Source organism: Dechloromonas denitrificans, assembly GCF_001551835.1.
GTDB classification, from domain to species: domain Bacteria; phylum Pseudomonadota; class Gammaproteobacteria; order Burkholderiales; family Rhodocyclaceae; genus Azonexus; species Azonexus denitrificans.
Map to the genome: position 1 here is coordinate 533,686 of NZ_LODL01000035.1, position 26,728 is coordinate 560,413.

A 26,728-nucleotide genomic window follows, 5' to 3' on the forward strand; every position below is an offset into this window, starting at 1 on the left:
ATGTTCTCAGGAATCATCGCGGCGGTTGGCCGCATCACCCATCTCACCGCCCGCGAAGCCGGTTTCCGCCTGCAAGTCGAAGCCGGAACCCTCGGCCTCGACGACGTCGCGCTCGGCGACTCGATCGCCCACAACGGCGTCTGCCTGACCGTCGTCGCCAAGGAAGGCAATCACTTCATGGTCGATGTCTCGCCAGAAACCCTGTCCTGCACCGTCGGCCTCGACGCGCCCGGCCCGGTCAATCTGGAAAAGGCGCTGCGCCTGTCCGATGTCATCGGCGGCCACCTGGTCTCCGGCCATGTCGACGGCGTCGGCGAGGTGCTGCGTTTCGACCCGGTCGGCGACAACCGCCTGCTCGAAATCCGCGCCCCGAAAGACATTGCCAAGTTCATCGCACGCAAGGGTTCGGTCACCGTCAACGGCACTAGCCTGACCACCAACGAGGTGGCCGGCGAAATCTTCACCATCAACCTGATCCCCCACACCCTGGAAAACACCACCCTGCATCTGCTGCAGGCGGGCTGCCGGGTCAATCTCGAAGTCGACCTGATCGCCCGCTACTGCGAACGCCTGCTGAGCGCCGAGCGCGGCTGAGGGTTACAAACAGTAACCATTTGTTTGCCGGCAAATCTTGTAAAACCGGCCACCCGCCCCCATAATTCGATGCATGGTTGTAACTCCGGCGAGCTGGAGACGTTCTGGACAGGGGTTCGACTCCCCTCATCTCCACCTAAGCGCATCGCGGTGCGTTTAGATGGGGGTGTACCGGTTTCGACAGGGCGGGTGAAGGTGAGCAGGCAACTCGTCAGGCGATCGACGTTAATGAAGCAAATTCATAAATGCCAATGATGAGCATTTCGCTATTGCCGCCTAAAAACGGCTAGCCGGGGCTGCTAGAGCCTTGTTACCAAAGATAGCCGGCGGGGACTTCGGTCCCCGTCGTCAATTCCGGCGCCGGGTTTGCGCCGGCCACGGACTGCCCCCCCCCCGCTGATTTCACAGTTGCCAGCCTTGCCGTGGCGACGCGCTCCCCTGTGACAATTTGCCGCATCGGCAGCGCCGTCCGGATCAAATAGAATTCGCGCACTCCAAAACATTGTTTTTAAAGTGTTTTTGATCTCCGTCAATATTAGGGAATGCTGTGGTTTCTGCCGTGCTGCCGCCTCTGGATTGTTCCGAAGTTCCGCCGTCGACATTCGAGCGCCTGGCGCACCTGAGTCTGGTCGTCGGGCTGCATCTTCTATTGGGCTACGCGGCGCTCTATCTGTCGGTCAAGAACGAGTTGATCCAGTTGCCGTCGAGCATCAGCGTCCGGCTGCTGCCGATGATCGAGGAAAAAAAGCTCGAACCGGCCAAGCCCCTGCCGCCACCGAAGCCGCTGCCGCCAGCCCGCCGGCCGCCGGTGGCGCAACCGCAGCCGGTCCTGGCCGTGGCCAGCACGGCACCGGCCAGCAGCAGCTTTGCCGTGCCGCCGCAGCCGCCGGCACCGCCCGTCCAGCCGATCGCCGCCGCCCCGGCGCCGGTGGCGACGTTGGTCGCGGCCCGCTTCGACGCCGATTACCTGCATAACCCGAAACCGGTCTACCCGGCGATGTCCCGGCGCAATGGCGAGGAAGGCAAGGTCCTGTTGAAAGTCCGGGTCAGCGCCCAAGGCACGGCGCTCGATGTGGCACTCGCCAAGTCGAGCGGCTTTGCCCGGCTCGACGGGGCTGCCGCCGAGGCCGTCACGCGCTGGCGTTTCGTGCCGGCGCGGCGGGGTGAGGAAGCCGTTGAATCTTCGGTGGTCGTCCCGATCACCTTTGCACTTGATTGAGTAAGGAAAGGGAAAACATGCAATCGCAAATGGGCATCGCCCACTTCTGGAGCCAGGGCGACCTGGTGACCCATAGCACCGCCTTCATTCTGGCCCTGCTTTCGCTGGCTTCGTGGACGGTGATCCTGAGCAAGCTGATGTCGGCCTGGCGGGCCTCGCGTTCGCAGGAGCGGGCGCTGAACAGTTTCTGGAGCGCCAATTCGCTGCCCGAGGCGCTCGAAGCGCTGCGCCGCGACGACCCGTCGGGCATCTTCGCCGGCCTGGCGCTGACCGGCGCCCATTCGGCGCAGGCCCACCAGCAGAACGCGGCGCGCGGCATCGGGGCCGGCGTCAATGCCAGCGAGTTCGTCACCCGCTCGATGCGTTCGCATATCGTCAATACCCAGGCCCGCATCGAGCGCGGCCAGACTTTTCTCGCCTCGGTCGGCTCGACGGCGCCTTTCATTGGCCTGTTCGGCACGGTCTGGGGCATCTATCACGCGCTGGTCGGTCTCTCCGGCGCCACCCAGGTTGTCCTCGACAAGGTGGCCGGCCCGGTCGGCGAGGCGCTGATCATGACCGCGGCCGGCCTCTTCGTCGCCATCCCGGCCGTGCTCGCCTACAACGCCTTCACCCGTGCCAACCGCCTGGTCGCTGTCCAACTGGACGGTTTCGCCCACGACCTGCACGCCTACCTGACGACCGGCGTCCGCGTCGGTGGCAGCGTCAATCTGGTCGATATCGGCGCCGCCCGCGCCAGTCGGCAGGGTTGATCATGGCCTTCGGCAGCTTTGACGAAGGCGGCAGCGGCCAGCCGATGGCCGAAATCAACACGACGCCGCTGGTCGATGTGATGCTGGTGCTGCTGGTCATCTTCATCATCACCGCACCCCTCTTTCACCAGGCAGTGCCGATCGACCTGCCGCAGGTCAGCGCCAGCAAGCTCGACGACAAGCCGGAAGTGATCCAGCTGGCGATCGATGGCGACGGGGGGCTCTTCTGGAACGGCGAGGCCATCCCGCGTGACGGGCTGGATGCCCGCTTTGCCGCGGCCAGCGCCCGTCAGCCGGAACTGCATCTGCGGGCCGACCGCAAGGTGGCCTACGAAAAGGTGGCCGATGTGATGGCCGCGGCGCAACGGGCCAGCATTGTCAAGATCGCTTTCCTGACCCAACCCAATTCCTGATTCCTGATTCCGATTGCCGAGACAAACCGATGAAACACCCGCGCCCCAAGCCGCTCGCGCTGGCGATTGCCGCCCTGATTACTTCCGGTCAGTTGCTGGCGGCCGACGATGAAGATGCCAAGCAGCTGTCCGAAATGACGGTGCGCCAGAGCCGGCCGAGCGCCGTCGTCCAGAACCCTTCGCCGCAGGCCGAAGTGACCGGCGAACAGGCGCGCAACATGAACGTCGTCAATACTGAGGACGTCGTCAAATACATGCCCAGCCTGCAGATCCGCAAGCGCTACGTCGGCGACCGCAATGCGATCATCGCGGCGCGCACCACCGGCACCGTGCAGAGCGCCCGTTCGCTGGTCTATGCCGACGGCCTGCTGCTCTCCAACCTGCTCGGCAATAGCTACGCCTACCCGGCGCGCTGGAACCTGGTCGGCAGCGAGGAGATCGATACGGTCAACGTGCTGTACGGGCCGTTTTCCGCGCTGCTGCCGGGCAATTCGGCGGGGGCGACGATCCTGATGACGACGCGGCAGCCGGAAGGGGCCGAGGCGCATGTCCGGACCCAGATGTTCTCGTCCAATTTCAAGCTCTACAACACCGACATGACGGCGCACGGCCATCAGGAGCAGGGCAGCGGCGCCGTGCGCTACGGCAAGCTGAGCATTTCGGCGATGGCCAACCATCTCGACAGCTACGGCCAGCCGATGAGCTTTGCCACGGCGACCCCGGTGACTGGCGGTTCGGGCGGGACACCGGTCAGCGGCGCGGTGATCGACAGCGACCCGACCGGCGCCCGCCGCGTCATCGTCGGCGCCTACGGCATGGACCACACCATCCAGGACGTCGGCAAGGTTCGCCTGGCCTATGACTTCGCGCCGGGTACCCGGCTCGCCTTTACCTTCGGCGAATGGCGCAACGATTCGACCAGCCGCCAGGACAGCTACCTGAAGAATGCCGCCGGCCAGACGGTGAGCAGTGGCACGGTGCTGATCAACGGCCAGCGCTATACGCTGACCGCCGGCAATTTCGCGCCGTCGCGCAGCGATACGGTGAACCGCCTGTACGGCCTGACTTTCGATAGCCGACTGGCCGACGACTGGCGCTTCGAAAGCGCCTTCTCGGTGTACCAGACACCGACCGACCTGACGCGGACGGCAAACACGGCCAGTTCGAGCGCCGGTTCGCTGGCCTATAACGACGGTTCCGGCTGGAACAACGCCGACCTGCGCCTGATCTGGAAGCCGAGCGGCAGCGGCCACGCAGTGACGGCCGGCTTCCATCAGGATGCCTACCGCTACGACTACAGCAAGTACAACGCCAGCAACTGGCTGAACGAGGCCAGCCGGACGACGCTGAGCAACCGCAACGAGGGGCGGACGCAGACGCAGGCCTTCTATCTGCAGGACGAATGGAAATTTGCCCAAAACTGGACGTTGACCGCCGGCGTGCGCCAGGAATCCTGGCAGGCCACCGATGGCCGGATCTATACCCCGGCCCTGGGCAACAACAGCTTCAACGACCGCGAAGAAAGCGGCACCTCGCCCAAGCTCAGCCTGGCCTGGCAGGCGACCGCCGACTGGACGCTGCGCGCCTCGCTCGGCAAGGCCTACCGCTTCCCGACCGTGACCGAACTGTTCCAGACCGAAACCACCGGCTCGACGACCCGGATCAGCGACCCCAACCTGAAGCCGGAAAAGGTCTTCGCCAAGGATCTGAGCGCCGAGGGGGCGGTCGGCCAGGGCATCCTGCGCCTGTCGCTGTTCGAGGAAGTGGTCGAGGATGCGCTGTACAGCTTCACCGACTACAGCAACACGACGCGCAACCAGAATATCGACAAGCTGCGCGCCCGCGGCACCGAAGCCGCCTACACGGCACCCGAGGTGCTGCGCGGCCTCGACCTGACGGCCAGCCTGACCTACGTCCATTCACGCGTCCTGGAAAACCAGCTCAATCCGGCAATGGTCGGCAAATGGATGGTCCGCGTCCCGGACTGGCGGGCCTCGCTGCTGGCGATCTATCGCTTCAACGAGCAATGGACCGGCTCGCTCGGCTACAAGTACAGCGGCCGCCAGTACAACAACCCGGACAATTCCGACCAGTGGCCCGATACCTACGGCGGCAACAGCAAGTTCTCCACCTTCGATGCCAAGGTCTCCTACCGGCTGGCCAAGCAGGCCGCCGTCGCCTTCGGCGTCGATAACCTGACCAACGAAAAATACTATGCCTTCCACCCCTACCCGCAGCGCACCTTCCATGGCGAAGTCCGTGTCGATTTCTAGGCTGCTCGCTGCCGGGCTGCTGCTCGCTCTGGCCGGGGCCGGCGCGCTGGCGGCGGACGGCATGCCGGGCATGGCCAAGGCCAAGGCCGCCAAGCAGGAACTCGGCGCCTCGGCCATTTTCACGCCGGACGGCAGCCTGCTGGTCGCCGCCAAGCAGGGCGAGCACGTCATGCTCTACCGTAGTCGCGACGAGGGCCAGAACTGGTCGGCGCCGGCTGCGGTCAACGCCCGGCCGGAGCCCATTTCCGCCGACGGCGAGAATCGCCCGAAGCTCGCCTTCGCGGCCGATGGCGGCTTGCTGGTGTCCTGGACGCGGCCGCTCGGCAAACCGTACAGCGGCGCCATCCGGCTGGCCCGGGCCGACGACGGCCAGAACTTCGCGGCGCCGCTCACCGTACACAAGGACCCGGCCGAAATCACCCACCGTTTCGAATCGCTGCTGACGACGCCGGACAACAAGGTCATCGTCGCCTGGATCGACAAGCGCGACCTCGAAGCGGCCAAGGCTGGCAAGAGCACCTACCGCGGTGCCGCCATCTACAGCGCCGTGTCGACCGACGGCGGGCGCAGCTTCCAGGCCGAGCGCAAGCTGGCCGACCATTCCTGCGAGTGCTGCCGGATTACCAGTGCGCTGGACCATGACGGCACGCCGCTCTTCATGTGGCGCCACGTCTATGCCCCGAACGAGCGCGATCATGCGCTGGCCCGCCTGGCGGCTGACGGCACGCCGGCCAGCGTGCAGCGCGCCACCTTCGACCGCTGGAAGGTCGATGGCTGCCCGCATCACGGCCCGTCGCTGGTCGTTGATGAGGCCGGTGTCCGCCATGCCGTCTGGTTCAACCAGAAGGACGGTGAAGGCCGGGTCTTCTACGGTCGACTGTTGCCCGGGGCCGAAATCCGCGTCGAAGCTCAGCGGCCGGTCGGCGGGCCGCGCGCCGCGCATGCCGATCTGGCGACGGCGGGCGGCAAGCTGGCCATCGTCTGGAAAGAGTTCGATGGCGAACGGACCCAGTTGCGCGGCCTGCTTTCCGGCGACGGCGGCCAGCGTTTCGACGAACTCCAGCTCGCCGCCACCGAAGGCGCCTCCGACCAGCCACGCCTCATCCAGCGCCAGGACAAGCTGTACGCTTTCTGGCACACCGAGAAGGAAGGCTTCCGCGTGCTGGTGCTGCCATGAGCCGCCGCCTGCTCGCCGGGCTGGCCCTGGCCCTGGCCGTCATGCCCTTGCTGGCGGCCGGATTCACTCCGCTCGATCGGGCCGCCGCCCGGCAACTGACCGAGGCCGGCAGCTATCGGCAGCCGACCGTCGTCGCACTGTGGTCGGCCGACTGCAGTCACTGCAAGAAAAACCTGCAACTGCTCGCCGGCCTGGTCAAACGCAACAAGCAGTTGCGGGTCATCACCGTCGCCGCGGAAGTGGCCGAGGCCGGCCATGTCCCGTTGCTCGACCGCTACGCCTTGCCCGGGCCGCGCTATGCCTATGGCAGCGACAGCCCGGAGGCGATTGCCTACGCCATCGACCCGAGCTGGGCCGGCGAGTTGCCGCGGACGTTTCTGTTCGACGGGGCCGGCGGCAAGGCAAAACTGTCCGGCGTCCTCGACCAGCCGACCATCGAAAAGGCCACCGGCTTGCGTTTCTGATCCGCGCCGTTCCCGGATGGCATCTCAAAGCTCTTCTGGCACAAGCATCTTGCCGCCCTGAGCCGGGGCTTTCCGTGTAATCTTCGATCCTTACTTTGGTACTAGCCCAAAAAGATAATGGACAAAGATCAGGAGATTTTGGCGATCAGCCGGCTGGTGTTCGAGTTGACCAAAATTGGCGATGCCGATCCGGACAAGATGCTGGCGCGCCTGTTCGATTTGCTGCAAACCTTGCCCGGCATCCGCGTTCAGCCGCGTAGCCTGATCCTGTTGCGCAATTCGCGCGGGGCGCTGATCCAGGTCGCCCAGCATGGCCTGCCGCCGGTCTGGGCGCAGGCCGAGATGACGATTCCGCCGGCCGGGCCGACGGCAGCCGACGCGGCCGAGGCTTTCCTGGCCACCCCGGCCAGCCTCGACCCGCCGCTGGCCCTGCCCGAGGTGGCGGCCGAGGCGCCCTGTTTCGTCCTGCCCTTGAACGAAGGGGAGCAGGTCGCCGGGCGGGCATTGCTTTTCATCGACCCGGCCTGGCAGCCCGATGCGATCGAGTTCGAATTCATGACCGACCTGGCCAAGGCGCTGTCGGTCCTCGTCTCGCGTTGCGTCATCAACGAAACCCTGCGCGTCCGCGAGGTCGAGCTGGAGGATGCCCGCACCGACGCCATCCGGCGCCTGGGGACCGCCTCCGAGTACCGCGACAACGAAACCGGCATGCACATCATGCGGATGACGCATTTCGCCACGGCAATCGCCAAGGCGATGGGCCTGCCGGCCGAAACCCGGGAACTGCTGACCATCTGCGCACCGATGCATGACGTCGGCAAGATCGGCATTCCCGATGCCATCCTGCTCAAGCCCGGCCGGCTGTCGAGCGACGAGTTCGAGGTCATGAAGCGCCATACCGACATCGGCAAGCGTCTGCTGACCGGCGAGGACAGTTTGATCCAGGTGGCACGCGACATTGCCGCCAGCCACCACGAGCGCTGGGATGGCACGGGTTATCCCGACGGCCTGGCCGGCGAGGCGATTCCGCTGCTGGCGCGCATTTGTGCGGTATCCGATGTGTTCGATGCGCTGACCTCGGTCCGCCCCTACAAGCGGCCGTGGCCGCTGGACGAGGCGGTGGCCTGGGTGCGCGAGAATTCCGGCACCCATTTCGACCCGGCCGTGGTCGCCGCCTTCGATCTGGCCCTGCCGGAAATCATGCGCATCCGCGAACTGTACCGGGACGACATCATCGATCCCAACCAGGTGCTGAGTTTCCCGGAAACGCTGTACAACAGCGCCGACTGGGTGCGCTGGGAGGACAGCCTCCGGGTCGGTATCGACGTTATCGACGAGCATCATCGCTACCTGTTCGATCTGACCAACGATCTGTTCGAAGTGGTTTCCAACAAGCGCGGTGCGCGCGAAGTGGCCCGCGTGCTGAAGGCGCTCGACCAGTACGTCCAGGTCCATTTCCGGGCCGAGGAACGGATGATGGAGCACTACGGCCACCGGGCGCTGCAGCACCAGCAGCATCAGCACGGCCGGTTCGAGGAACGCCTGCGCGAGTTCTACACCGAACTGCACAGCAATCCGCTGACTGCGCAGTTCGATGTGCTGGTCTATTTGCGCCACTGGCTGGTCAAGCACATCGTGCATGAGGATGCGCAGTTGCGCGAGCTGGTGACCAGCCCCGCCGTCTGAGTTTCTGCCCGGCCAGAATGGCAAAAGCCCGGTGTCTGCTACGGTCAACCGGGAAAAACCGACTGATTTGAAAACGCCTGGCCTGAACGCCATCGCCCCGAGTTGTCTCGGGGCGATGGTTGGGGTGTGTTGCAGAGGCGATCAGAACTTCAGGTTGAACCCGGCATAGAACGAACGGCCCATGCCGGGAACGCCAATACCCCAGGGGATGCTGTTGATCCCCATGGTTGTTCCCTGGCCGGTGTAGGCGCCGCCCAGCGGCAGGTAGTAGAACTTGTCGAAGAGGTTTTCGACGCCGAAATCGATCCGTGCCGTCTTGTTCCAGGTATAGCTGGCACGCAGGTTGGTCAGGCTGTAGCCGGAAGTCTGGATTTCATTGCGCACGGCCGAGGTGTCGTGCTTGCCGGTGACGCCGATCACTTCGAGGGCGTTGTTCCAGCCGCCGAGTTGATGGGTGAGCGCCAGCTTGGCGTTGAGCGGCATGATGTTGTACAGGTTGCCGCCGGTATCGCGGTTTTCGCCATGGGTGTAGCCGAGCAGGCCGTTCAGGCCGAAGGCGCCGACGCCGGTGCTGGCCAGCGGCATGCGGCCGGAAAGATCAAGACCGTAGAGGCGGGCCGACTGGTTGGTGTATTTGAGGACGACAAACTGGTTGCTGGTCCTGCTGTTGTTCGCGGTGCAGGCGGCGCCGGAGGTACAGCGGACGGCGTCGATGTAGTCGTCGACGTAGGTGAAGTACGGCGTTGCCTTGAATTCCCAACTGCGGTCGGCGGCATGCAGGTCGAAGGTGGTCGAGGCGGTGTAGGCTGTTTCCGGCTTCAGGTCGGGATCGCCGACATAGCCGTTACCGTCGCCGACGAAGTTGTTCATGATCGCCATCATGCCGGCGGTCGACCAGGTGTAGCGCTCATAAAGATTCGGCGAGCGGACCTTGCGGGCGACACCGAATTCGATGTCGGTGGTCTTGCTCGGCGTATAGCGGGCCAGTGCCGTCAGGTCCAGGTTATGGTCAGCTTGGCTGCGGCTGCCATTGTTGAAGCGCACCGCGTCGGTGGTCTGACTCATCATGCCGCCCGAGCCGGAAACGGGGGCGCTCGCCAGGTTGTAGCCGTGGACGGGGTCGGTGCTGGTCCGGACGTATTCGTAACGGGCGCCGATCTGGGTGGTCCATTGCGCGTTCAGGCGGGATTCCCATTCGCCGAACAGGGCGGTGCGATCGCGCTCGCCGTTGTTGATGTTGAGGAAGTCGTTCGGCCCCATGCCCATGCTGCCGACGACGGCCGGCCACCAGTCGTCGAGCTTGTAACGCTGGAATTCAGCACCAACCCGCAACAGGTCCTGCGCCGTCAGGTCGATGTTAAACCTGGCGCTGGCGCCGGTGGTCGTGCTTTCCGAGCGCATCGGCATGCCTTGCGACGTATTGCTGGCGGTGTACTGGAATTTCTTGTCCGGTCCGAACTCCATGAAGTGCTTGACGTCTTCGTGGTAAGCACGGACTTCGGCACTACCCCAGTCGAATTGACCGAGGTAGCGCAGGTTGACGCGCTTCTGCTCGTTGCCCAGCATGTCCATGCGCTGGTTGGGGTAGAGCTGCTGGGGGACGTCCTGGTAGCCGAACTTGGCTTCGACGAGGTGGTTGCCGCCGCGTAGTGCGAAACCGAGGGTGTGCGTTTGCGTTTCGTAGGCCGTCGAGCCGACCTCGTCGAGCGGTAGCGTGTGGCCGGTGCGGCCGGTCGCGGTGGTGCTCTTGAAATCGCCGGCGGCTTTGTAGTTATCGGCCTTGGTGGTGGCACCGGTGTAGTTGATGCTGAAATTCTCGGTGGCCAGCGTCGCTCCGACATTGCCGCCGAGGGCATTGTTGTTGCTGCGATAAAAGCCGCCGATTTCGCCCTGGGTCAGCAGACCCTGGCCGGGCGCGGCGAATTTGGGGGCGGCGGTTTCGGCCACGATGCTGCCGCCGATGCTGTCGCCGCCCACGCTGACCGGGGTAATCCCCGCATAGACCTTGATCTTGGTTACGGCGTTCGGATCGAGGTAGGAAAGCGGCGGGTTCATGTGGTTGGGGCAGGTGGCGATGAAATCCATGCCATCGATCGAAATGCGCAGGCGGTCATCGGCCAGGCCGTGGATGGACGGCAGGCTGGAGATGCCGCCGGCGCCGTACAGGCTGACCCCGGGCACGTCCTGCAGCAAACTGGCGGTATCCCGCGTCACCGCGTGCTTGGCGGCGATCTCGGCCGAGCCGACCTGGCGTGGCGACGTCGCTTCCGGAATCCGGCTGGCGTTGACGACCACCTCGTTCAAGGTGCTCTGCGCGTAGGCGACGGGCGCGGAAAAAATGACGGCCAACGCGGCGGTCAACGGACGAATGCGGTACCCCATGAAACTCTCCCTGAATTATTGGTGTTTTTGCGCGGGGGGATTGTCCGGGATTAGCGGGGCGGTAGGAATGCGACAAATTGCCGCGCGACAATTTGTCTAGTTCCGGCGAGCTAGGGAAAGAACTAGGCTTTGGCAGGTAATTCGCCTCCTTTTCTGGAAGATCATCATGAAGCGACTGCTGGCCTCTCTCTGCTGCACTGTTCTATGGATTGCCGGCGCGCCGCAGGCGATGGCCGACGATGTTGAGCCTGCCCTGTATCGCGCGGCGATGCTGCACAAGGCCGGGGAAAGCGGGGCGGCGCTGGCGATCTGGCAGGACTGGGCAAACCGGGGCAGCGTCGATGCCGCCTACAATCTGGCGCTCATTTACCAGCATGGCGACGGCGTGCCGCTCGATTATGGCCAGGCGATGCACTGGTACAAGGTGGCGGCGGCCAAGGGCGACAAGGCTTCCCGCATCCAGCTTGGCTTGATGTACCAGATCGGACAGGGCGTGGCGGCCGACCAGGATGAGGCGCATCGCTGGTACACGATGGATCGGCGCCACCATCTGCACCATGAGCATGATCCGCAGCTTGTCGCCTGGCGTCGGCAGGCGCTGGCCCTGATCGACGAGCGCGACCGCCGGGCGCAGATAGCGGCCTCCCGTGCGTCATCAATCCAGATCGTGGCCGATCTGCAACGGCGCGCCGGCATGCTGGCTGAACCACCGGCAGCTAAGGCAATGCTGGCTTCTTCAGGGCGCTAGCCTTGGCGGTTTTTGCCTTTTCTGGCAGGTCGACTGCAGCAATCAGCAAAAACGCTGGATAACCTCAAGCATTTCATCGGCGCTGAACGGCTTGGCGATGAAATCATCCATGCCGGCTGCCAGGCAGTGCTCGCGGTCGGTGGTCAGTGCATTGGCGGTCAGCGCGATGACCGGCAGGCGCGGCAGGCCATGTTCGATTTCGTGGGCGCGCAGGTGGCGGGTCGCTTCCACGCCATCCATGTGGGGCATCTGCATGTCCATCAGCACCAGATTGAACGGCGTCCTGGTGCCGGCAATGGCACTCAGCGCCTGCAAGCCGTCTTCGGCCAGGACGACCTGGCAGCCGAACTTGGTGAGCAGTTTCTGGGCGAGCATCTGATTGACCGGCGTGTCTTCGACCAGCAGCACGCGCTTGTTGCGCAACAGGCCGATGGCCGCCGGCTGCGGCTCGCCCTGGTCGTTGGCAGGTTGCGTCGTGGCGGCCAGCTTGCAGTCGATGGCAAAGATAAAGGTGCTGCCCTGCCCCGGCTGGCTGTCGAGACGGATTTCACCACCCATCAGATCGACCAGGCGGCGAACGATGGCCAGCCCGAGGCCGGTACCGCCGTATTTGCGGGTGGTGGAACTCTCCGCCTGCGAGAAGGGGGCGAAGATCATCTGCTGCTTGTCGGGGGCGATGCCGATGCCGGTATCGCTCACCGTGAACTGCAGCCGCCACTCGTCCACTGCCGCCTTGGGTTCGGCCCGGACAGTGATCACGACGCCGCCCTGTTCGGTGAACTTCAGCGCATTCGACAGCAGATTGGTCAGGATCTGGCGCAGCCGGAAGGGGTCGCCAATAATTCGCTGCGGCAGGTCGCCATTTGCCTGCCAGCGCAGGCTCAGGCCCTTTTCCCGGGCCTGGACGGCGTAGATGCCGACCAGGCTGTCGAGCAGTTCGGGCAGGAAGAGCGGAATCTTTTCCAGGCCGAGATGGCCGGCATCGATCTTGGAAAAGTCGAGAATGTCGTTCAGGACCTGCATCAGGCTCTCGCCGGAGAGCTTCACCCAGGTCAGATATTCGCGTTGTTCGGCGGTCAACTCGGTGGCCAGCGCCAGATCGGTCATGCCGAGAATGCCGTTCATCGGCGTCCGGATTTCATGGCTCATCGTTGCCAGAAAATCGGTCTTCGCCTGGGCGCCCGCCTCGGCGGCCAGGGCCAGGGCCTTGGCTTGGTCGCGGGCGGTGGTCAGGTCGCGGATCCGTTCGTCGACGGCGCGCGACATCGCATTAAAGGCGGCACCGAGACGGCCGACGTCGTCGTCGCCCTCGGCCACCGGTGGCGGCGTCAGGTTGCCGGCGGTTACCGCTTCGCTGGCCCGGGTCAGGTCGCTCAGGTGGCGGGTCAGGAAATAGCCGAGCAAGCCCATCAGGCCGGCCGAAAAAATGATTTCGAGCAGCGCGATGCCGACCCCCTGCTTGAGCAACTGGCCGTGTGCTTCAATGATCTGCTTGAGGTCGAGGCCGAACTGCAGCACGCCCAGCTTCTGGCCGTAGGCTTCGACCGGCAGCGCGACGTCGTAGCGCGGCGCGTCGCCTTCCTCTTCGAAGAGGTGAAAGTCCTTGTCCGGCAAGGGCAGCGGCTTGTTGTCCGGCCAGCCGCTGCCGGCCAGGCGCCGACCACTGGCGTCGCTCACCGCCAGGTAGTCGATGCCGCTGGCCGCGGCGCTCTCGTCGAGCACGGCCTGGACGGTGGCGTAGTCGCGCTGGGCCATCGGCGCCAGGATGGCGGCGATCAGCACCGGGGCGATCTGTTCGGCATGGCGCCGGGCCTGGCCGCCCATGTGGTCGGTCAGCAGGCGCAGGCTGTTGGCGACGAGCAGGGTCAGCATCAGCGCTTCGACGGCAACAGCGAGGATTAGCAGGCGGCCGCGGACGGAACGCAAAGGAGAGATGGGGGTCATTTGCCCTTGATCTGGAGCAGCGTTTCCGCGGCGTAAGGTTCCATCGCCTCGAGCTCCTTCGGACGCAGCTTGCGATAGCCGCCAAGCTTGTTATCTTCAAAGTACTTTTTGCCTTCGGCCGTCTCGGCAAAGGTCCACAGTGCCGCGTCGATCTTGCCCTGTTGGCTGCTGCGCTGTCGGTTCAACACGTATACGCGGCCGGCCATCGGCTCGCTCTCGGCCAGAATGCGCAGGGCGGCCTGCTGCTCGGCCGGCAGCTTCTGGTAGTTGGCGAGCGAGGTGAAGGCAACGGCGGCATCGCCGGCCAGCACCTGCCGGCTGACGCTGTCGGCGGCGGAGATGTAACGCAGCGTGACGTCGTTCAGGTCGTTGATTTTCAGCCAGTGCTGGCCCCACAGCGTGACCAGCGAACTGCGCGACAGGCCGAGTCCCGTCGTCCCCCTGAGGTCGGCCGCCTTGCGGTATTTGCTCTGGCGGGCGACCAGCGCCACCGCCTTGAAGTCGGCCTTGTAGGTGAGCAGCGGCAGATAGCCGGCCTCCGTCTGGTAGAGGCGGGCCTGATGGCCGGTGGTGACGGCGAGGTCGTATTCCTGGTTCAGCGCGCGGCGGCCGAATTCGGTGAAATCCGGCGCGGTCTGTACCTCGACCGGCAGGCCCAGTGTGCTCTCGAGATGCTGGCGCAGCGGCTGGTACATTTCGAGAATGACCCGGGCGCTGGTGTGCGGGGCGATGCCCAGTTTGAAGGTGGCGTCCTGGCTGCGGGCCGGGTCGGCGAACAGCGCGAGGAGGGAAAACAGGATGGCGAAGGTCGGACGGGCCAGCATGCAATCCTTAGCCGTTCAGCTTGTCGAGCGCCTCACGCAGCTTGCCGGGCTCATCCAGGCGCAGCATGCGGCGAACGTTGGGGGTCAGCTCGCTGACGTCGGATTTGAGCACCCGGTTTTTCACTTCCAGCACCTGCGACGGGTGCATCGAGAAAATGCGCAGCCCCATGCCGAGCAGCAGGCGGGTCAGGTTCGGGTCGCCGGCCATTTCGCCGCAGACGGAGACCGGCACGCCGACCTTCTCGGCGCTCGACAGCGTGTGGGCGAGCAGCATCAGCACGGCCGGGTGCAGCGGGTCGTAGAGGTTGGCGACTTGCTCGTCGGAACGGTCGATGGCCAGCGTGTACTGGATCAGGTCGTTGGTTCCGATCGACAGGAAATCGAGGCGGCGCAGGAAGAGGCCGACGGCCAGCGCGGCGGCCGGAATCTCGATCATGCCGCCGACCTGGATGTTTTCGTCGAACGTCACCTTTTCGCCACGCAGGCTGGATTTGGCCTGCTCGAGCGCGGCCAGCGTCTGGTCGATCTCGTGGGCGTGGGCCAGCATCGGAATCAGCAACTTGATCGGCCCGTATTTCGAGGCGCGCAGGATGGCTCGCAACTGGGTCTGGAACATCCGCGGCTCGGCCAGCGACAGCCGGATGGCGCGGCGGCCGAGGGCCGGGTTGGTCTTGACGCGGTCGTTGACGATGCTGTCCGGACGGATGTCCTTGTCGTTGCCGAGGTCGAAGGTGCGGATGGTGACCGGGCGGCCGGCCATGCCCTTGACCACCTTCTTGTAGGCCTCGTACTGCTCGCGCTCGTCCGGCATGTCGCCGCGGTCGAGAAAGAGGAACTCGGTGCGGAACAGGCCGACGCCTTCGGCGCCGGCTTCGAGGGCGATCGGCACGTCGCCGGGCAGTTCGATGTTGGCAAACAACTGCACGTCAATGCCGTCGATTGTCTGCGAACGGGCGGTCTTCAGGCGCTTCAGTTTCGAGCGTTCCAGCTCGATCTGGTTCTTGCGAAGCTGGTATTCCTCGAGCACCCGCGGGTCGGGATTGACGATGACGACGCCGCGCTTGCCGTCGACGATGATCTGCTCGCCATCGCGGATCAGCGAGCGTGCCGTTTCGAGGCCGACGATCGACGGGATCGCCATGCTGCGGGCAAGGATCGCGGTGTGCGAGGTGGCGCCGCCGACATCGGTGATGAAGGAGGCGAAGCGGTGGTCCTTGAAGGCGATGACGTCGGCCGGCGACAGGTCGTGGGCGACGACGATCAACTGCTCTTCCTTGACTCCCTTGGCCGTCTTCATCACGGCCCGGCCGGGGTGACCGAGCAGTTCCTTGATGACGCGCTCGACGACCTGGACGACGTCGAACTTGCGCTCGCGCAGGTAGGGGTCGTCGAACTGCTCGAACTGGGCGACCAGCGTTTCCATCTGCTGGACCAGCGCCCATTCGGCATTGCAGCGTCGTTCGCGGATGATCTCGCGCGGCTTGTCGACCAGTTCCGGGTCTTCCAGGAACATGGTGTGGATGTCGATGAAGGCGGCGAGCTCGGCCGGCGCGTGCTCGGTGGTTTCCTTCATCGTCATCAGCTCGCCCTTGACGGCGTGCATGGCCGCCGCAAAGCGGGCAATTTCCTTTTCGACCATGCGCGGCGCGATGGTCAGGTGCGACACTTCCAGCGTCGCGTGCGACATCAGCATGGCCCGCCCGATGGCGATGCCGCCCGAGACACCGAGACCGTGCAGGGTAAAGCTCATATCGTCCTACTCTCCCTCGCCGAAGTAGTCGGCAATCAGCGCCAGCAGCGCCGCCATCGCCTCGGCCTCGTCGGCGCCGTCGGTTTCGATGCTGACTTTGGACCCCTTGCCGGCGGCCAGCATCATGACGCCCATGATGCTCTTGGCGTTGATGCGGCGTGTCCCCTTGGTCATCCAGACCTCGCATTTGTACTTGCCTGCCAGTTGGGTCAGCTTGGCGGAGGCGCGGGCATGCAGCCCGAGCTTGTTGATGATTTCGGCTTCCTGAGTCAGCATTTTAGTGATCCAGCATGTTGAAGACACCGTCGCGGCCGCCGTCGCGGGCTCGGGTGAGCAGAGTTTCCATGCCCTTGTCGCGGTAAGTCAGCGCGCGCAGCAGCATGGGCAGATTGACGCCGGTCAGGCCTTCGATACGGCCGGGTTCGAGCAGTTTGGTGGCGAGATTGGCCGGCGTCGCGCCGAAAATATCGGTGAGGACGAGGACGCCCCGGCCATTGTCGACCAGGCGGAGCATCTCACGGGCCAGCGGCAACAGGTCGAGCGGGTCGTCCTGCGCGGCAACGCCGAGCTGGTTGAGCTGGGGCGGGCGTTTGTTGAGGACGTGACAGGCATTCTGGACGAGCGCCTCGCCAAAGCTGCCGTGGGTGATGAGTAGAATTCCGATCATGCGCCGGATTCTACCGCCCTTTCAGCGTCGGCTGACGATCAGGATGCCGACGACGACAAGGGCCGCGCCGGCCGTCTGGGCCAGCGAAATATGTTCGGCGAGCAGCCACCAGCCGAAGCCGATGGTGAGCAGCGGTCCGACCATGCTGAACAGCGACGAACGACCGGCGCCGAGCCGGCGGATTGCCGCCGATTGGGCGAAGACCGGGATGATGGTGGCGAACAGCGCCATCGCCAGGCCCCAGCCATAAACCGGCAGCGGCTGGATGAAGGCGGTCAACGGGTGGGCGGCGGCAAAATGCAGCAGCGTCACCGCCGATGAAACCAGCGAGGCCAGCGCCGTGAAGCGCATGGCGCCGAGGCGGCCGATCATCGGCGCGCTGCCCGACAGGTAGATGGCGTAGGAGACGCTGGAGCCGAAGACCAGCGCGCCGCCGAGCCAGACGTCGCGGGCCTCGTTGAGGCCGAGGTCGTGCATGAAGGCGAAGCCGATGCCGCAGTAGCAGAGGACAAGGGCGATGCCTTCGCGTTTGGTGAACGCCCGGCCCTGGAAAAGGACGCCGATCAGGATGGTCAGCGTCGGGTAGGTGAACAGGATCAGCCGTTCCAGCCCGGCCGAAATGTATTCCAGGCCCCAGAAGTCGAGAATGCTGGCACCGTAGTAGCCGAAGCAGCCGAGCAGGATCAGCCGGCCCCAGTCGCCGCCGGACAGGCTGGCGCCGGCCCGCTGTTCGGCCAGGCCGATCCACAGGAAGACCGGCAGCGAGAAGCCCATGCGCAGCGCGAGCAGCGTGATGGCATCGACGCCATACGGGTAGGCCAGCTTGACGAAAATGGCTTTCAGCGAAAAACCGAAGGCGGCGAGCAGGGCGAGGGCTGCCCCGGCGGCGCTACTGTCTTTCCAGGCATTCGATTTTTGCAAAGTCATTCTCGGTGGGTGGGGGGCAGGTAGCCATTGAATACGCCACCCGAACGCCTGGCAATTGGTAATATCCAAAGCCTGCGTTCGTTATGGACGAAACCATGTATTACGACCTACCCGATTTGCGCCTGGTTGCCGCCATTGCCGACAGCGGCAGCCTGACCCGCGCCGCCGGCCGCGTCCATCTGGCGCCCTCCTCGGCCAGCCACCGGCTGACCCAGCTCGAGGCGGCGCTCGGCGTGCCGCTCTTCGCCCGCCACCATCGCGGCCTGACGCCGACGGCGGCCGGCGAATCGCTGCTCCGTCACGCCCGCCAGGTCTTTGCCCAGCTCGAACAGATGCATGCCGATCTGGCGCCCTACGCCAGCGGCCTGAACAGCCAGGTCACGGTGTTCGCCAATACCAATGCGATCAACTGCTTTTTGCCGGAAGATCTCGGCGATTTTCTGCGCGAACAGCCGCGTATCCGGGTCAGTCTGGAAGAGCAGCCGAGTCCGGCGATCATTCAGGCGGTGGCGGCCGGCCAGGTCGAGATCGGCGTCGTTGCCGCCGAACGCAGCCTGAACGGCCTGGAAACCCAGCCCTACCGGCGCGACCGGCTGGTGTTCGTGGTGCCGGCCGGGCATCCGCTGGCCGGCCGGGCCGCCGTCGATTTCGCCGACGTGCTCGACCAGCCCTTCGTCTGCCTGCATGCCGGCAGCGCCATTCACACCTTCATGATGAACGCTGCCGCCCAGCTTGGGCGTAGTCTCGACGTACGTATCCAGGTCCGCAGCTTCAATGCGGTGTGCCGGATGGTGGCAGCCGGGGTCGGCATCGGCATGGTGCCGAATTCATCGATTCCCGTGGTCGACGCGCTGGAAACCGTAAAAATCAACGACCCCTGGGCGCCGCGCGACCTGCAGTTGTGTGTCCGGGCGCGGGCGGCGCTCAGTCCGGCCGCCGCCGCCCTTTTCGACCATCTGGCCGGCAAGGGCCGGCTGGCGCTTACAGCGGTCGCTTGACGGTCAGCGCACCGCGAATCTGGCCCTTGCCGTAGCCAGTCGCCTGGTCGTGCGGGTAGCTTTCGGTCAGCTTCGCCTTCAGGCCGGCGTCCAGACCCTCGGCCGGGCCGTGGCACTGCAGGCAGACATCGCCGACCGGCAGCGCCTTCATGTAACGGAAGACCGGCTTGCCGTCGAGGCTGACAATCTCGCTCTTTTCCAGCGTGTCCGGCTTCTCGCCATTGGCGGCGCGAATATTGAACTCGGCCAGTTGGCGCGCTTCCCACAGATCCGGCGTACCGCGTTCGGCATTGCGCGTCTTCAGGCTGACCCGGCGGATATCCCAGCCGGTTTCCTGACGCTTGGCCTTGATCAGCGCCGGCGCCTGTTCCTTGCACACCGGAATCGCCCCGGCCACGCCTTTCTCGGCCACCGCTTCCTGCATCGCGCTGACCACCTTGGGGACGACCGGCAGCACGGCCTTCCTGGTTTCTGCGGTCAGCGCGCCGATGTCCTGGGCGAGGGTGGGCCAGGCGGCAAGCAGCAGGCTGAGCGGGAGAAAGGCTTTCATGGCGGACTCCGAACGTATATAAGAAAACACTTATTCTACGCCGGCTGGTGTGCGTCCGTCATGATGCTGTTGGGCGAGCCCTGCAGTCGACCGGAGAAAAAAGCCGAAAATGCTCCCGGGCTGGTTTAGCGGCGGCGGCCGCCGAGGATCGAGCCGAGCACACCGCGCAGGATCTGCTGGCCGAGTTCGCGGCCGATGGTGCCGGCCATGCCGCGGGCGGCGCTCTTGGCGGCCGCTTCGATCATGCCTTCACGCTTGCCGCCGCGCGGGCCGGTAGTACCGCCGAGCATGTCGCCGATCGTGCCAAAGATGCCGCCGGATTCCTGCGCGGCCGGGGCGCTCTGGCGCGGCTGCGATGTCGAGCGGGGGCGGGCTTCGGCGGCGCTGTGGTTGCCCCAGTCATTGACATCGGGCGCACCGTTGCCGGCCGGCGGGGCGGGGATGGCGCCGGGCGCCGGCTGGCTGGCGGCCGGTTTGCCGCGCAGGATTTCGTAGGCCGATTCGCGGTCGATGGTTTGGCCGTAGGTGGCGAGCAACGGCGAGGCCTGGATCATGGCCTGGCGCTCGGCAGCGGTCAGCGGGCCGAGGCGGGAGGCGGGCGGGAAGATGGTGCTGCGGTCGACCACCGTCGGCCGGCCTTTTTCGTCGAGGAAGGAAACCAGCGCTTCGCCGACGCCGAGTTCGGTGATCACCGTGGCGGCATCGAATTTCGGGTTGGCGCGCATGGTCTGGGCCGCCGCCTGGACGGCTTTCTGGTCGCGCGGCGTGAAGGCGCGCAGGGCGTGCTGGACGCGGTTGCCGAGCTGGCCGAGGATCTTTTCCGGGACGTCGAGCGGGTTCTGCGTGACGAAATAGACGCCGACCCCTTTCGAGCGGATCAGGCGGACGACCTGTTCGACCTTGTCGGTCAGCGCTTGCGGCGCATCGCTGAACAGCAGGTGGGCTTCGTCGAAGAAGAAGACCAGCTTCGGCTTGTCGAGGTCGCCGGCTTCCGGCAGTTGCTCGAATAGCTCGGAGAGCAGCCAGAGCAGGAAGGTCGAGTAGAGGGCCGGTGAGTGGATGAGCTTTTCGGCGGCCAGCACGTTGATGACGCCGCGGCCGTTGGCGTCCACCTGCATCAGGTCGTGGATGTCGAGCATCGGCTCGCCGAAGAAGAGGTCGCCGCCCTGCTCTTCCAAGGTCAGCAGGCCGCGCTGGATGGCGCCGATCGAGGCGGTCGAGACGTTGCCGTATTCGGTGGTGAATTCCTTGGCGTTTTCGCCGACGTACTGGATGCAGGCGCGCAGGTCTTTCAAGTCGAGCAGCAGCAGGCCCTGGTCGTCGGCGATCTTGAAGACCAGTTGCAGGACGCCGGTTTGCGTGTCGTTCAGGTTGAGCAGGCGGGCGAGCAGCAGCGGCCCCATGTCGGAAATGGTGGCGCGAACCGGAATGCCGCCCTGGCCGAACACATCCCAGAAAGCGACCGGGTTGGCGTAGGGCACGAAGCCTTCGAGGCCGAGATCCTTCAGGCGCGTTTCCAGCTTCGGCGTGACGACGCCGGCCGCCGCCATGCCGGAGAGGTCGCCCTTGACGTCGGCCATGAAGACGGGGACGCCGGCGTAGGACAGGCGCTCGGCCATCGACTGCAGCGTGACTGTCTTGCCGGTGCCGGTGGCGCCGGTGATCAGGCCGTGGCGGTTGGCCATCTGCGGCAGCAGCGCCGGGTAGCCGTCGTCGGATTTGGCGAGGTAAAGGGGCTCGGACATGGTGCGGACTTCTCCTGGATAGGTTGTTGGCATTCTAGCAATGCTTGGCCGGGCGCAATGTGAAAGAGCGTAACGGCACCGCCCGGAAAAGCGCGATCCCGGCCTGACGAGAGCGCCGGCTGCGGGTAAAATCCCGGCTTCTTTGTTTACTGCAGTGAGAGAAGACCATGGCAGGTCATTCCAAGTGGGCCAATATCCAGCACCGTAAGGGGCGTCAGGACGAAAAGCGCGGCGCCGCTTTCTCCAAGATCGCCAAGGAAATTACCGTGGCCGCCAAGATGGGCGGCGGCGATGCCGGTTTCAATCCGCGCCTGCGGGTTGCGGTCGACAAGGCGAAGGGCGTCAATATGCCCAAGGACAAGATCGACACCGCGATCAAGAAGGGCACCGGCGAGCTGGAAGGCGTCGATTACGTCGAGATCCGCTACGAAGGCTACGGTATCGGCGGCGCGGCGATCATGGTCGACTGCCTGACCGACAACAAGACGCGGACCGTCGCCGAAGTGCGCCACGCCTTCAACAAGTACGGCGGCAACATGGGCACCGAAGGCTGCGTCGTTTTCCAGTTCAAGCATTGTGGCCAGATGATCTTCGCCCCGGGCACCGACGAAGCGGCGCTGATGGATGCGGCGATCGAAGCCGGCGCCGAGGACGTGGCGACCAATGAGGACGGCTCGATCGAAGTGATCACCGGGCCGACCGATTTCATCACCGTCAAGGATGCGCTGGCCGCCGCCGGCTTCACGCCGGAATTCGCCGAAGTGACGATGAAGCCGGAAGGCGAGACCGAACTGGCCGGCGACGATGCCGCCAAGATGCAGCGTCTGCTCGATGTGCTGGAAGGCCTCGACGACGTTCAGGAAATCTACACCACCGCGGTGATGGACGAATAAATGTCCATTCAGCGCCGTCAGGAGTTGTCGTGAATCAAACCCGTGCCTTGCTTGCCGTGCTGCTTGCTTCACTGAGCCTGACCGCGTCGGCGACGACCCTGGTCTGCCCCGAATTGTCCGGGGCGGCCCAGGTCAATGCCTGCCCGCAGGAAGAAGAACTGAAATACACCTACAACGGCTATTGCAGCGATTCGGCCAAGGCCTACGCCAACCAGACCGATTCCTGCATCCGTTACGAAGACTACCGGGTGATGAAGAATGTCGCCCTCTGGGAGTCGAAGGATGGCGTCTTCGACGGCTACGTGTCGTGCGATCTGCCGCCGGCCCAGGTCAAGGCGCTGCGCCCGACCGGCATGCAACTCGAAAAGCAGGGCAAGCTGAACAAGCTGGTCTGCAGTTACCCGAACGGGGTGAAATTCACCTACCGGACCAAGGGCAAGTGCACCGTCGCCAACGCACAGGCGACTTGCGATTGAGTCTTGAGGCGCCTTGCTGATGCAGCGCCTCTACCCCTTCCTCTTCGTCTTCCTGTGGAGCACCGGCTTCATCGGCGCCAAGTACGGCCTGCCCGATGCCGAGCCGCTGTCCTTCCTGCTCGCCCGCTACGGTCTGGTCATCGGGCTGATGCTGGTCATCGCGCTGGCCACCCGCGCCCCGTGGCCGAAGCAGCCGATGCAGTGGCTGCACATCGGCGTTTCCGGCCTGCTCGTCCATGCCGTCTATCTCGGCGGCGTCTTCATCGCCATCAAGCACGGCCTGCCGGCCGGGGTGACGGCGCTGGTCGTGGGCATGCAGCCGCTGCTGACCGCGGTTGGTGCCGGCTGGCTATTGGGTGAAAAAGTGGTCGGCCGGCAGTGGGCCGGTCTCGGCCTCGGCTTGGTCGGCGTCGCGCTGGTCGTCTCCGGTAAGTTCGGCGAAGCGGCGGCGCTCGGCCCGATGCTGCTGCCGGCGCTGGTTGCCTTGCTCGGCATTACGATCGGCACGTTGTACCAGAAGCGCTTCTGCGCCAGCTTCGACCTGCGCACCGGTTCGGTCATCCAGTTCGTGCCGACGGCCATGGTCACGGCGCTGGCCGTCGCCGTCTTCGAGGATTTCCACATCGCATGGACCGGCGATTTCATCTTTGCGCTCGGCTGGCTGGTGCTGGTGCTGTCGATCGGTGCCATCAGCCTGCTCAACCTGCTGATCCGCAGTGGCAGCGCGGTCAATGTCGCCAGCCTGTTCTACCTGACGCCCTTGAGCACGGCGTTGATCGCCTTCGCGGTTTTTGGCGAAAAACTGACGTTGACCGCCGGACTCGGCATGCTGATCGCCGTCAGCGGCGTCTATCTGGTGGCGCGCAGCAAATGAGCCTGGCGGCGCCGCGCATCCTCGGTATCGACCCCGGCCTGCGGGTGACCGGCTTCGGCGTCATCGAAAAGCACGGCAACCAGTTGCTCTACGTCGCCAGCGGTTGCATCAAGTCGAACGACAAGCAGTCGCTGCCGGAACGGATCAAGACTCTGTTCGCCGGCATCAGCGAGGTGATCGCCACCTACCGGCCGGATCAGGCGGCGGTCGAGAAGGTCTTCGTCAATGTGAACCCGCAATCGACGCTGCTGCTCGGCCAGGCGCGCGGAGCAGCGCTCAGTGCGCTGGTTCATGCCGACCTGCCGGTTGCCGAATACACCGCGCTGCAGGTCAAGCAGGCCGTGGTCGGCCACGGCAAGGCGGCCAAGGAGCAGGTCCAGGATATGGTCGTCCGCCTGCTCAAGCTGCCCGGCGCACCGACCGCCGATGCCGCCGACGCGCTCGCCTGCGCCATTGCCCATGCCCATGGCGGGCAGGGGCTGGGGGCGCTGGCGACGGCCGGCTATCGCGTTAAAGGTGGGCGACTGATAGGATGAGAACCTGTGTGAAAATACAGTACTTTTTCCAGAAAGAGACCACCCCGCAATGATCGGAAGACTGACCGGCACCCTCGCCGAAAAAAATCCGCCGCAGATCGTGCTCGATGTGAACGGCGTCGGCTACGAGCTGGATGTGCCGATGAGCACTTTCTACAACCTGCCAGCCGGCGGCGAGAAGACCACCCTGCTGACCCATTTCGCGGTGCGCGAGGACGGCCACTACCTGTACGGTTTCCTGACCCAGGGCGAGCGCTTCGCCTTCCGCCAGCTGCTGAAAGTCTCCGGCATCGGCGCCCGCACTGCGCTGTCGGTGCTCTCCGGGCTGTCGGTCGGTGATCTCGCCGCTGCCGTCGCCCAGCAGGAACTCGGCCGGCTGATCAAGATTCCCGGCATCGGCAAGAAGACGGCCGAACGCCTGCTGCTCGAACTGAAGGGCAAACTGGCCGAAACGACCGGCGTTTCGCTGAGCGCTGCGGTCGACGATGCGAAACAGGACATTTCCAACGCCCTGCTCGCCCTCGGCTACAACGAGAAGGAAGCGGCGGCGGCGATGAAGCAGCTGCCGGCCGAGATCGGCACCTCGGATGGCATCCGGGCAGCCCTCAAGCTGCTGTCGAAGGTCTGATGTTCACCGAAGAAAATCCCAAGCGGCTGGCGCAGATCGCGCTGGTCGTGCTGCTCATCGTCGGCTGTATCGCGGTGCTGTGGCCGATGATCGGTGCCGTGCTCTTCGCCTTCGTGGTCTGGATTTGCACCTGGCCGCTCTATTCGGAAAAGCTGCTGCCCCGCCTCGGTGGGCGCGACACGCTGGGGGCCAGCCTGATGACGCTGCTGCTGGTCCTGCTGACACTGCTGCCGCTGGCCTTCCTGGCCGGCAGCCTGGCGAGCAGCGCCGACAACCTGATCGATTTCGTCCGACCTTATGTCGAGAACGGTCTGCCCAGCGCCCCGCCGGCCTGGATCAGCGGCCTGCCGTTGTTCGGCGCGGACATCGACAGTTTCTGGCATCAGCTGGCCAGCAACCGGGCCGAACTGAACGCCCTGCTCAAGCAACTGATCGCGCCGGCCCGCCAGTTCGCCCTGGCGCTCGGCGGCATCGCCGCCAATGGCCTGCTGCAACTGGCGCTGGTCCTCTTCGTCGTCTTCTTTCTTTACCGTGACGGGGCCAAGGTCAGCCATGCGCTGTATGTCGGCGCCCACAAGCTGGGCGGCGAACTGGGCGAGGAAATGCTGGAAAAGACGCGCGGCACCGTCGTCGGCGTCATGCTCGGCATCGTCGGCACTGCCGCAGCGCAGGGTACGGTGGCGATGCTCGGCTTTCTGATCGCCGGCATTCCGGCCGCCGTACTGCTCGGTTTCGCCACCTTCTTCCTGTCGATGATCCCGATCGGTCCGCCGCTGATCTGGGGGGGGGCGGCCGCCTGGCTCTATGCCCAGGACCAGACCGGCTGGGCGATTTTCATGGTGCTCTACGGCGTCCTGATCATCAGCAGCATCGACAATTTCGTCAAACCGATCCTGATGGCGCGCGGCGCCGGCATCTCCATCCTGCTCATTGCCCTCGGCGTGCTCGGCGGCGTGCTGGTCTTCGGCTTCATCGGCATCTTTCTCGGGCCGGTGCTGCTCGCCCTGGGCCACATGCTGTTCGGACGCTGGACGCGCGAGGAAAACCCGACATGATCGAAACCGACAAGCTGACCCCTACCGTCGACCGCATCATTGCGCCGCAAACCAAGTCGGCGCAGGAAGAAGCGCTCGAACGGGCGCTGCGCCCGAAGCGGCTGGCCGACTACACCGGCCAGGTGAAAATTCGCGAACAGCTGGAAATCTTCATCCAGGCCGCCAAGAACCGCAGCGAATCGCTCGACCACGTGCTGCTCTTCGGCCCCCCCGGCCTGGGCAAGACGACGCTGGCCCACATCGTCGCTGCCGAAATGGGCGTCAACCTGCGCCAGACCTCCGGTCCGGTGCTCGAACGGGCCGGCGACCTGGCCGCCATCCTGACCAATCTCGAACCGCACGATGTGCTGTTCATCGACGAAATCCACCGTTTGAGCCCGGTGGTCGAGGAAATCCTCTACCCGGCGCTGGAAGATTTCCAGATCGACATCATGATCGGCGAAGGCCCGGCGGCGCGTTCGGTCAAGCTCGATTTGCCGCCGTTCACGCTGGTTGGCGCGACGACCCGGGCCGGCATGCTGACCAACCCGCTGCGCGACCGCTTCGGCATCGTCGCCCGCCTCGAATTCTACAATGCCGAGGAGCTGAAGAGCATCGTCAGCCGCTCGGCCTCGCTGCTCAATGCACCGATCGACCCGGAAGGTGCCTTCGAGATCGCCAAGCGCTCGCGTGGCACGCCGCGCATCGCCAACCGGTTGCTGCGCCGGGTCCGCGACTACGCCGAGGTCAAGGCCGACGGCAACATCACCCGGCAAGTCGCCGATGCCGCGCTGCACATGCTCGACGTCGACCCGGCCGGGCTTGATCTGATGGACCGCAAGCTGCTGTCCGCGGTGATCGACAAGTTCGGCGGCGGCCCGGTCGGCGTGGACAACCTGGCGGCGGCGATCGGCGAGGCGCGCGACACCATCGAGGACGTGCTGGAGCCCTACCTGATCCAGCAGGGCTACCTGCAACGCACCCTGCGCGGCCGGATCGCGACGCCGGCCATCTACCGCCACCTCGGGCTGGTCGAACCGGCCAGCGCCATCGTCCGGGACGCCTTGGCCGACGAGTAATTCGGGCGATAAGGGACTTTTCTTCGCTAGTCGGCCATTTCCTGGCGAACAGGCCGCCGTATTTGCCGCAGAAACATCCCGTTACACATCTATGC

Annotated in this window: 26 protein-coding genes and 1 other RNA gene; 18 read left to right on the top strand and 9 right to left on the bottom strand. The window is 65.0% G+C overall.

The window, feature by feature from the left end; all coding sequences use genetic code 11:
- The 9 genes from AT959_RS17360 to AT959_RS17400 all read left to right on the top strand — a co-directional run bounded on the left by AT959_RS17360 (position 1) and on the right by AT959_RS17400 (position 8,578).
- The gene (locus AT959_RS17360; RefSeq protein ID WP_066885847.1) at positions 1-594 is read left to right on the top strand and encodes a riboflavin synthase; all 594 of its coding nucleotides are present in this window, start codon (positions 1-3) and stop codon (positions 592-594) included.
- 26 nt (positions 595-620) lie between these two features.
- Positions 621-945, top strand: a transfer-messenger RNA (tmRNA) gene (gene ssrA / locus AT959_RS17365).
- Between the two features lie 208 nt (positions 946-1,153).
- A complete protein-coding gene (locus AT959_RS17370; RefSeq protein WP_240481872.1) occupies positions 1,154-1,813 on the top strand; it encodes an energy transducer TonB in 660 nt (219 codons plus the stop codon).
- A 17-nt stretch (positions 1,814-1,830) separates the two neighbouring features.
- The gene (locus AT959_RS22045; RefSeq protein WP_066885853.1) at positions 1,831-2,565 is read left to right on the top strand and encodes a MotA/TolQ/ExbB proton channel family protein; all 735 of its coding nucleotides are present in this window, start codon (positions 1,831-1,833) and stop codon (positions 2,563-2,565) included.
- A 2-nt stretch (positions 2,566-2,567) separates the two neighbouring features.
- Positions 2,568-2,978 (top strand): ExbD/TolR family protein, encoded by a 411-nt coding sequence (locus AT959_RS17380; RefSeq protein ID WP_066885856.1) that lies wholly within the window; start codon positions 2,568-2,570, stop codon positions 2,976-2,978.
- Between the two features lie 29 nt (positions 2,979-3,007).
- Positions 3,008-5,251 carry a TonB-dependent receptor gene (locus tag AT959_RS17385; RefSeq protein WP_066885859.1) on the top strand — a complete coding sequence of 748 codons (2,244 nt, stop codon included), beginning with the start codon at positions 3,008-3,010 and terminating at the stop codon, positions 5,249-5,251.
- Positions 5,238-6,428, top strand: a complete 1,191-nt coding sequence (locus AT959_RS17390) for a sialidase family protein (RefSeq protein WP_240481873.1) — start codon at positions 5,238-5,240, stop codon at positions 6,426-6,428. Before AT959_RS17385 ends, AT959_RS17390 begins: the two co-directional genes overlap by 14 nt.
- Positions 6,425-6,892 carry a TlpA family protein disulfide reductase gene (locus tag AT959_RS17395; RefSeq protein WP_066885865.1) on the top strand — a complete coding sequence of 156 codons (468 nt, stop codon included), beginning with the start codon at positions 6,425-6,427 and terminating at the stop codon, positions 6,890-6,892. The genes AT959_RS17390 and AT959_RS17395 overlap by 4 nt, the downstream gene beginning before the upstream one ends.
- Before the next feature lie 117 nt (positions 6,893-7,009).
- Positions 7,010-8,578 carry a bacteriohemerythrin gene (locus AT959_RS17400; protein WP_066885868.1) on the top strand — a complete coding sequence of 523 codons (1,569 nt, stop codon included), beginning with the start codon at positions 7,010-7,012 and terminating at the stop codon, positions 8,576-8,578.
- Between the two features lie 141 nt (positions 8,579-8,719).
- Here the strand turns inward: AT959_RS17400 and AT959_RS17405 are convergent, their stop codons facing one another.
- On the bottom strand, positions 8,720-10,960 hold the full coding sequence (locus tag AT959_RS17405; protein ID WP_066885871.1) for a TonB-dependent receptor plug domain-containing protein: 2,241 nt from the start codon (positions 10,958-10,960) through the stop codon (positions 8,720-8,722).
- Positions 10,961-11,126: 166 nt separating this feature from the next.
- On the opposite strand from AT959_RS17405, the gene AT959_RS17410 reads away from it, so the two are divergent.
- Positions 11,127-11,708 (top strand): tetratricopeptide repeat protein, encoded by a 582-nt coding sequence (locus tag AT959_RS17410; protein ID WP_066885875.1) that lies wholly within the window; start codon positions 11,127-11,129, stop codon positions 11,706-11,708.
- Positions 11,709-11,750: 42 nt separating this feature from the next.
- Here the strand turns inward: AT959_RS17410 and AT959_RS17415 are convergent, their stop codons facing one another.
- From AT959_RS17415 to AT959_RS17440, 6 genes are read right to left on the bottom strand one after another with little or no spacing between them, the layout of a single operon-like run.
- Positions 11,751-13,652 (bottom strand): ATP-binding protein, encoded by a 1,902-nt coding sequence (locus AT959_RS17415; protein WP_083518467.1) that lies wholly within the window; start codon positions 13,650-13,652, stop codon positions 11,751-11,753.
- Positions 13,649-14,476: a phosphate/phosphite/phosphonate ABC transporter substrate-binding protein gene (locus tag AT959_RS17420; protein ID WP_066885881.1), complete on the bottom strand. Its 828-nt coding sequence runs from the start codon at positions 14,474-14,476 to the stop codon at positions 13,649-13,651. Before AT959_RS17420 ends, AT959_RS17415 begins: the two co-directional genes overlap by 4 nt.
- Before the next feature lie 7 nt (positions 14,477-14,483).
- Entirely contained in the window at positions 14,484-16,226 is a 1,743-nt protein-coding gene (ptsP, locus tag AT959_RS17425; RefSeq protein ID WP_066885884.1) for a phosphoenolpyruvate--protein phosphotransferase, read from the bottom strand.
- A 6-nt stretch (positions 16,227-16,232) separates the two neighbouring features.
- Positions 16,233-16,502, bottom strand: a complete 270-nt coding sequence (locus AT959_RS17430) for an HPr family phosphocarrier protein (RefSeq protein ID WP_066885887.1) — start codon at positions 16,500-16,502, stop codon at positions 16,233-16,235.
- 1 nt (position 16,503) lies between these two features.
- On the bottom strand, positions 16,504-16,893 hold the full coding sequence (locus AT959_RS17435; RefSeq protein WP_066885890.1) for a PTS sugar transporter subunit IIA: 390 nt from the start codon (positions 16,891-16,893) through the stop codon (positions 16,504-16,506).
- A gap of 21 nt (positions 16,894-16,914) precedes the next feature.
- Positions 16,915-17,814: a DMT family transporter gene (locus AT959_RS17440; RefSeq protein WP_240481874.1), complete on the bottom strand. Its 900-nt coding sequence runs from the start codon at positions 17,812-17,814 to the stop codon at positions 16,915-16,917.
- A gap of 89 nt (positions 17,815-17,903) precedes the next feature.
- On the opposite strand from AT959_RS17440, the gene AT959_RS17445 reads away from it, so the two are divergent.
- A complete protein-coding gene (locus AT959_RS17445) occupies positions 17,904-18,818 on the top strand; it encodes a LysR family transcriptional regulator (protein ID WP_240481875.1) in 915 nt (304 codons plus the stop codon).
- Here AT959_RS17445 and AT959_RS17450 read toward each other — a convergent pair.
- Together AT959_RS17450 and AT959_RS17455 are read right to left on the bottom strand one after the other, a co-directional pair.
- Positions 18,802-19,368 (bottom strand): Tll0287-like domain-containing protein, encoded by a 567-nt coding sequence (locus tag AT959_RS17450; protein WP_066885896.1) that lies wholly within the window; start codon positions 19,366-19,368, stop codon positions 18,802-18,804. The genes AT959_RS17445 and AT959_RS17450 overlap by 17 nt on opposite strands.
- A gap of 125 nt (positions 19,369-19,493) precedes the next feature.
- Positions 19,494-21,113 carry a helicase HerA-like domain-containing protein gene (locus AT959_RS17455; protein ID WP_066885899.1) on the bottom strand — a complete coding sequence of 540 codons (1,620 nt, stop codon included), beginning with the start codon at positions 21,111-21,113 and terminating at the stop codon, positions 19,494-19,496.
- 167 nt (positions 21,114-21,280) lie between these two features.
- Between AT959_RS17455 and AT959_RS17460 the strand changes: the two genes are divergently transcribed.
- From AT959_RS17460 to ruvB, 7 genes are read left to right on the top strand one after another with little or no spacing between them, the layout of a single operon-like run.
- Entirely contained in the window at positions 21,281-22,006 is a 726-nt protein-coding gene (locus tag AT959_RS17460) for a YebC/PmpR family DNA-binding transcriptional regulator (protein WP_066885902.1), read from the top strand.
- 29 nt (positions 22,007-22,035) lie between these two features.
- A complete protein-coding gene (locus AT959_RS17465; protein ID WP_066885906.1) occupies positions 22,036-22,482 on the top strand; it encodes a hypothetical protein in 447 nt (148 codons plus the stop codon).
- 19 nt (positions 22,483-22,501) lie between these two features.
- Positions 22,502-23,356, top strand: coding sequence for a DMT family transporter (locus tag AT959_RS17470; protein ID WP_066886468.1), 855 nt, complete (start codon positions 22,502-22,504; stop codon positions 23,354-23,356).
- Positions 23,353-23,892 (top strand): crossover junction endodeoxyribonuclease RuvC, encoded by a 540-nt coding sequence (gene ruvC, locus AT959_RS17475; RefSeq protein WP_066885909.1) that lies wholly within the window; start codon positions 23,353-23,355, stop codon positions 23,890-23,892. Before AT959_RS17470 ends, ruvC begins: the two co-directional genes overlap by 4 nt.
- A gap of 49 nt (positions 23,893-23,941) precedes the next feature.
- Entirely contained in the window at positions 23,942-24,520 is a 579-nt protein-coding gene (gene ruvA, locus AT959_RS17480) for a Holliday junction branch migration protein RuvA (RefSeq protein WP_066885912.1), read from the top strand.
- A complete protein-coding gene (locus tag AT959_RS17485; RefSeq protein WP_066885916.1) occupies positions 24,520-25,575 on the top strand; it encodes an AI-2E family transporter in 1,056 nt (351 codons plus the stop codon). Before ruvA ends, AT959_RS17485 begins: the two co-directional genes overlap by 1 nt.
- On the top strand, positions 25,572-26,633 hold the full coding sequence (gene ruvB / locus AT959_RS17490; protein WP_066885918.1) for a Holliday junction branch migration DNA helicase RuvB: 1,062 nt from the start codon (positions 25,572-25,574) through the stop codon (positions 26,631-26,633). Before AT959_RS17485 ends, ruvB begins: the two co-directional genes overlap by 4 nt.
- Positions 26,634-26,728: the final 95 nt, after the last annotated feature.